We start from the raw sequence: 3,649 nt of genomic DNA on the forward strand, positions 1-3,649 counted from the left end.
AGTTTCAAAACTATTGATAATCAAATTTTACAAAGTTATAAACTTATCAAATTGATCTTTCGGAGTGGACTCAAATGTTAAAGGTATAAATTTTTATTATATTTTTGCTTTTGCGTAATGTGAGTTAATGAGTGAATATATTGTGTTTTTTCTATAGGATAGATAAAAACATTAATTATTCACTACAAAATAGAATGTGTATGGCAAAGATTTGAGTAACAATGTAGTTTATATACATTGCCTATTGGTGAGATTGAAATACCTAAAAAGTAGACGCTAAATACCTGCAATATTGATCCCACCCCGAGAAGTTCTTTTTGATACGCTTGTAATTTTGTAAATGGTTGACTATTAGTAGCGTTAAAATTTAATATATTTGTAAAAAAAATGACTTTTTGGACCGTTTCTTTTACCACGAAAAAAAATGATTAAAAACTAACAATTAAGGGTGTTCTTTCAGGCACTTCATATCTTACCTTTAGAAAATGAAAATATATACAATCTATTTTATTATTTGTGCGGGGGCTATATTATTTTTTAACTCTTGTAAAACAGAAGAGCAAACAGTATTTCCCATTGAAAGTACTATCCATGTAATCCAAAGAGAAAATTTAGATACTACTTTCGTGGATACAGAAACTCAAGAAACATACAGAGCAAAAGATTATATTATAACTTTTGTTGCTTCAGACCCAAAAGATTGTGAAGGTAATGTCATAGAAGGAGAGTATCTTTTTGCAGAAGCAGAAAAAAAAGTACAAATAAAACTCAACGTCATAAAAAAAACACAATCTTGCCCATCAGGGTCTATTGGTTCTTATCCTTATTATAATGTAAATGTATCACAATTACAATCAGGTAATAGTTATTTTTTAAGTATACAAATAGGAGACAAGGAAGCTCAAACAGGAGTAATAGAAGTGACGGATACTACCTATACCATATTGATGAATAAAGGTATAGGTATGGCTTTTCCTAATCCCATTCTCAGAAGAATACCTGAAAAAATTATATGGGGACAACTCATCTCCCGCAAGAGTATTAGTAATTTTGAAAGTACTGTAAAAACACTCTATGCACCTTTTTCATCACTTGGGTTGGATTCTGTAAATATATCACCAGGGAATTATTATTACTTTTTTGTATTAACAGATAAAAGTGTTTTTGTAGATCCATTTAATTATTATAATTACGGAACAGGAACTTTTGAATACTTATCTTTTACTGAATACTATCAGTATTCATTTTTTATCCGAAAAATAAATGGAAATCAAACAAAAATTAAAGAACATTTTCGTCTGTTTAAAAATAATAATATTCTCTTGTTTGAAAGTATGTGGGCGGTAGATTCTAAAGGGGGAGATTATTTCTAAAGTAGTCAAGAATAATTTTTCTCATATATACCTTCTTTCCAGAGATTGTAAGAATCAACTATAGTATCGGTTATTTCAGAAACACTCATTTCACCCGTATTTATAACTAAATCATAGTTATTATAATCATGGCAATGGACATGGTATACTTTTTGAAATCTTTCGTCTTCTACTCTTCTTCTCTCGTTTATATTTACTATAATTTCTTCTTTATTTTTTTGATGAGGGTCAGATGTTCGCATAAAATCTCCTAATATACGAGTAGCCGCAATTTCAGGTTCTACTTGCAGATATACTTTAAAAGAATTTGGAACAAAATGCCAGGCAAGTCTAGAATCTAAAACATAAGGTAAATCCTGTTTATTAATTTCTATGAGTTTCCCATCAATAGTGGCATCTATTTTTGTGTCCTTATTGGCAATATAATTGAGCTCAAGAGTATTGACCCCGTACTGCTTTGCAAGTTCTCGCTGAAAATTACCTGTAGAAAAGTATTCCATATCCATTTTTTTTGATAATGCTATCGCTACAGTTGTTTTTCCACTTCCTATCTCTCCCGTAATACTTATTTTATTTCTTAACATACTAAAAAAACATTCTTTGTATAATTTGAAAGCGATCTTATCTCCTTTTTTAGAATATAGAAAAAAAATAATGTAACTTGACAGAACTCTCTTTTTACTAAAAATTAAACTAAAAAAATGAATAAAATAATACAAAAAGTTATCATATCAGGAGGAGGGACGGGAGGACATATTTATCCAGGAATAGCTATTGCAAAAAAAATAAAAGACCTTTACCCGACAGCAGAAATACTTTTTATAGGAGCATTGGGAAGAATGGAAATGCAAAAAATACCAGAATCCGGATTCTCCATCATCGGATTAGATATAGTAGGAATAAAAAGAAAATTTCACTTGTCTAATCTCACACTCCCTTTTAAAATAATAAAAAATATATACATATGCTTTCAAATCTTACAAAAAAATAACCCCGATATAGTTATTGGAGTCGGTGGATATGCCAGTGGGGTAATGGTTTTTTCAGCTGCGATTAAAAATATCCCTACCCTGATACAAGAACAAAACTCATTCCCCGGGATTACCAATAAGATACTAGCAAATTTTGTAAATACCATTTGTGTAGCGTATAATGGAATGGAAAAATATTTTCCTCATAAAAAAATAGTTGTCACAGGAAATCCCATCAGAGACAATATTCACATCAATACGGACAAAAAAAACATCTTTTTAGAAAAAATGAATCTTTCATCCCACTACCCAATCATTTTAGCCATTGGAGGAAGCTTAGGTGCTAAAACTATCAATGACTTTTTTGTATCCAATGCAGAATCTATTTTACAAAAAAGCATACAAATTATATGGCAAACAGGAAAAATGTATTATACAGACATCCAAAACAAATTCAACCATACCCCAAATAAAGGTCTTATCATACAAGAATTTATAAACAATATGGATGAAGTATATTCTGTGGCAGATATTATTATAAGTAGAGCGGGTGCCCTTTCTATTTCCGAGCTTTGTATGGTGGGGAAGCCCGTTATCTTTATTCCTTCGCCACATGTGGCAGAAGACCATCAAACGAAAAATGCTCTCATTTTGAAACAGAACAATGCCGCACTTCTTGTAAAAGATAATGAAGTAAATGAAAAACTACTTAATCTCTTACTCAATCTCTTGAGCGACGAGGATCTTAAAAATACCCTTTCACAGAATATAAAACTTTTTGCAAAAACAAATGCTACAGAAAAAATAGTAGCAGAAATGATGAAGCTTCTCTAAATCCCTTATGTTTTTATAGAATACATAAAAAGAGAACATCTCATAACTGCTTTCTTCTCTTTTAAGGGAGATCTAAAAATTAAATATTTGAAAATCATATAAATATATATACTTTTTAACAAAAAAATACATATTATTGCAAATATATATATTATTGCAAATATAGGGGAGATCTAAAAATTAAATATTTGAAAATCATATAAATATATGTACTTTTTAACAAAAAAATACATATTATTGCAAATTATAGGGGAGTTCTAAAAATTAAATATTTGAAAATCATATATATATATGTACTTTTTAACAAAAAAATACATATTATTGCAAATGTAATAAAAAATGTAGAGTATAAGCAATGAAAGTTACAAAAAAACAGGTAGAAATGGGAAGTTTATTCAACAAGATGTATCTCATTTAGAAAATCCATTAGAAAAAATAAGCAAGGTGTTGGATTTTGAGATATTTAGAAAT

Annotated in this window: 3 protein-coding genes; 2 read left to right on the top strand and 1 reads right to left on the bottom strand. The window is 29.2% G+C overall.

Annotated elements, in window-relative coordinates:
- Positions 1 to 485: 485 nt before the first annotated feature.
- Positions 486 to 1,373 carry a hypothetical protein gene (locus tag QM536_09590; protein MDI9357262.1) on the top strand — a complete coding sequence of 296 codons (888 nt, stop codon included), beginning with the start codon at positions 486 to 488 and terminating at the stop codon, positions 1,371 to 1,373.
- A gap of 5 nt (positions 1,374 to 1,378) precedes the next feature.
- Here the strand turns inward: QM536_09590 and QM536_09595 are convergent, their stop codons facing one another.
- Positions 1,379 to 1,957 (bottom strand): AAA family ATPase, encoded by a 579-nt coding sequence (locus QM536_09595; protein MDI9357263.1) that lies wholly within the window; start codon positions 1,955 to 1,957, stop codon positions 1,379 to 1,381.
- A gap of 117 nt (positions 1,958 to 2,074) precedes the next feature.
- On the opposite strand from QM536_09595, the gene murG reads away from it, so the two are divergent.
- Positions 2,075 to 3,178: an undecaprenyldiphospho-muramoylpentapeptide beta-N-acetylglucosaminyltransferase gene (gene murG, locus QM536_09600; protein ID MDI9357264.1), complete on the top strand. Its 1,104-nt coding sequence runs from the start codon at positions 2,075 to 2,077 to the stop codon at positions 3,176 to 3,178.
- The last annotated feature ends 471 nt before the right edge of the window (positions 3,179 to 3,649 follow it).

This window comes from Chitinophagaceae bacterium (assembly GCA_030053935.1).
Classification (GTDB): Bacteria; Bacteroidota; Bacteroidia; order Cytophagales; family JASGCU01; genus JASGCU01.

Excerpts from the sequence above, each read along its gene's own strand:
- murG (MDI9357264.1), top strand. The coding sequence starts at position 2,075 with ATGAATAAAATAATACAAAAAGTTATCATATCAGGAGGAGGGACGGGA.
- QM536_09595 (MDI9357263.1), bottom strand. The coding sequence starts at position 1,957 with ATGTTAAGAAATAAAATAAGTATTACGGGAGAGATAGGAAGTGGAAAA.
- QM536_09590 (MDI9357262.1), top strand. The coding sequence starts at position 486 with ATGAAAATATATACAATCTATTTTATTATTTGTGCGGGGGCTATATTA.